The 2,802-nt window shown below is 71.9% G+C and carries 2 protein-coding genes; both read left to right on the forward strand.

Annotated features, from left to right (window positions below; all coding sequences use genetic code 11):
* Positions 1–618 precede the first annotated feature (618 nt).
* Positions 619–903: a hypothetical protein gene (locus ABTZ03_RS44130; protein ID WP_350518931.1), complete on the forward strand. Its 285-nt coding sequence runs from the start codon at positions 619–621 to the stop codon at positions 901–903.
* Between the two features lie 1,083 nt (positions 904–1,986).
* Positions 1,987–2,136: a hypothetical protein gene (locus tag ABTZ03_RS44135; RefSeq protein WP_350518932.1), complete on the forward strand. Its 150-nt coding sequence runs from the start codon at positions 1,987–1,989 to the stop codon at positions 2,134–2,136.
* Positions 2,137–2,802 lie beyond the last annotated feature (666 nt).

Below are 2,802 nucleotides of genomic sequence, written 5' to 3' on the forward strand. Positions count from 1 at the left end.
AAGACCGCATGCTCCAGTTTCCACTCCCACATCGCTGCGGCGCCCTGCGGCTGAGCCGCGTCAACGATGCGGGCCGCGCGCTGCAGCGATTCGACGGCGGCAGCAGACAGATGGGGAAACAGCGTACTCACGGGAACCTGACCGAAATTGCCGCGGCTCATGGGCATGAGCTGATCATCCGGTCACTCAGGCGCCCACGACAAGGGGTCTCCCCGCTCCGAAACACGCAGGCCCGGGAGGAATACGGCATCCCAGAAGCACGTGATCTGCGCCAGTAAGCGACCAGGCCGCCGGACTCGGAGGGAAGGTGGTGGGGCACCCCGCGCGACTCGCTGTACGCGCTGGACGTCCTCCCGTGGGCGGTCCGGCCCTCGGAACTCCGACAGCGGCCGCCGACCATGCGCGAGGAAGCCGCCGTGCCAGGACCGGTGCCGACTACCTGACCAGCGCCCAGCTGCGCCCTGCACGGAACAGGGGGCAGGAGGCCGGGTTCTCGCCGACGCGGGAGACGACGGCCCTTCCCGGTCCAGGGCAGCGCTCTGGCGCCATCCCAGGCTCCGACCCGGCGTTACCGGTCAGCGGTGGCTGCTCGATGCCCAACTGGCCGGCGAGCTCGGCATGGCCGAGGAGACCTACCGGCAGCTGGAGACCACCGGCGAGCGCGGCCGACTCGCCCGCGGCCGCTACAGCCACCCCGAGGACCGGTGGATCGCCTGGCAGGAATGGGCACCGCCGAAGTTCGCCGTCACCGCCGAGCGCCTCGCCGCCGCCGAGACCCCCGCCCGCGAACAGCACCGCACCGAACGCGAACAGCGCTGGCAACGCCTACGCCAGGCCGACCCCGAGCGCGCCGCCCGCATCGAGGAACTCGCCCGGACCGCACGGGCACTGCGAGAACCGTGACCGGCCCGGACCCGGCCCCCAAGACTTCCGGCAGCGTCCGCCTGGTGACGGCCGCCGTGGTGGTGCCGGGCCCGCCGCCGTCCTGCCGATCGTGGTCCTGCCCGGTGCCGCCTCGGCGCCGCGCCGTCGTCCTGGTCGTGTTCGCTGCCGGGCCTGGTGGTGGTCCTGTTCGTCGTGGTGGTGGTCGCTGTGGTGGCTCGCGTGTGGCATTGAATCGGGGTGGTCGACGTCCTGCCCGCTGCCGCCAGGCCGCCGTCCGCGCGCCGTCGGAGTCGGGGAGGTGGCGCTGTTGGCCGGGCGCGCCGCGGGCCTCGCCGCTGCGCGTCCTGGCCGCCGCCGTCCCGCTGCTCGCCGCGGTGGCTCGCGCGTGGCATGGAGGCGGGGTGTCGTCACTAGCGTGGTGCCTCGGGTGTGGCATGGAGGTTGGGGCCTGGCCGTGCTGCGCCGGACGCCTGCCCGCGGTGGTTCATGCCCCCGCCGGTACAGGGGATCCGGCGGGGCACGTTCGCCGGGTTACAGGACGTCTTCGCGGTGCTTGTCGAGCCAGCCCGCAGCGGTCACGTGGTTGGGCCAGACACGCTTGGTACCGTGCCAGCTACCGGGGATCGCGTGGGGCCCGCTCCCCAAGTTCGGGTCCCCCTCGCTGTTGACCCAGGACCAGGCCGCCGTGGTGGCCTGGCCGATGTTCGGCGTTGCCGGGACGGCGTCGCCGGGACGGCGTTGCCGGTCGAGGCCGGGGCCGCGAGGCCGTCCGTTCCCACGTGGGCGAGCGAGACCCCGCCGCCGATCGCGACAAGGGCGGCGGCCGCCGCGCCGACTACTGCGCGCTTGATCATGATGGTCCTCCTTCGAAGGGGCAGTACGCCCAGCTGACCAGGCAGAAGCAGACGTCTGATCAACGCCGGTCCCGGACCCCCACGCCCGAGACCGGTCCACCCGCCGCCGTCCGGGTGCGGTCCGCAGGGACGGCCTGCTCGCTGCCGTCCGTGTGTCCGCCGTCCGGGCCGGACGGCCTGCGCTCCGGGCCCGGCCCCGCTGCGCCTGGTCGACGTCCTACTCGTCCGTTGGCGCTGCGGCCTCGGCGTGGCCGTTGTCCGGGTGCTGCTCGTCCTGGTCCTGGTCCTGGTCCTGGTCCTGGTCCTGGTCCTGGTCGCCGCCGGCCTGGTCCTGGTCCTGGTCCTGCTCGCCGACGGCCGGGCCGGCCCGGGGTGGTGGTGTATTTCCGTGGGTTGATTGGTGGGTTGTAACGTGGTTTTGTGTCACGTCGTCAGTGGGGCAATTCTGGGGTGTTTCTGAGGGGTCGTGGCGCGGATTTCTGGCGTTACATATCCGAGCCTGCGGTGCATTTCTGTCGCGGCATGCCGGGTGAGGGTGTGGGGTGCGGCAGGATTGTCTGACGGCGCCATTCTGATACGCCGTCCGGGGCGTTGTCGGGACTTATTGGGGGTCGCGAAATTTGGCCCTGTGGTTGGACCAATGTGGGCCTGGCGGCCTGTCATGTCGTGTGTACTGTCTGTAGGGGAGGGGTTGCGCCGTCGGGCGGTGTGGTGACAGAATGCGATTGCTGGTGAGGGGCCGGCCGGGTCGCTCCCGGTCAGCAGAGGGGAAGCCGAGGGCGGACCCCAGGCACCCCCTCCCTCAGTTAGCCAGGCGCACGGAGTGCGCCAAAACCCCAACTGACCAGCAGAAATGCCTGGCCAGGCCAGCCCGGGTGGGGCTGTAGGGCCCGGCGCGGACGCGCCGGCACCCCGACCAGGGGCCACCAGGCCAGCGACCGAAGCCCCCGCCGGCCAGCGGTGCGGAGCGCCGCAACATCACTCTCCGCTACTGCGCCCCGGAGGGGCGCCACAACGCTCCGTCACGTAGTGACGGCGCGTCATGTCTGCGGAGCAGACGGCG

It is taken from the genome of Kitasatospora sp. NPDC096077, assembly GCF_040303245.1.
In the GTDB taxonomy this organism is placed as follows: Bacteria; Actinomycetota; Actinomycetes; order Streptomycetales; family Streptomycetaceae; genus Kitasatospora.

Bases quoted from the DNA above. Each gene is read 5' to 3' on its own strand.
- ABTZ03_RS44130 (WP_350518931.1), top strand. From the start codon at position 619: ATGGCCGAGGAGACCTACCGGCAGCTGGAGACCACCGGCGAGCGCGGC.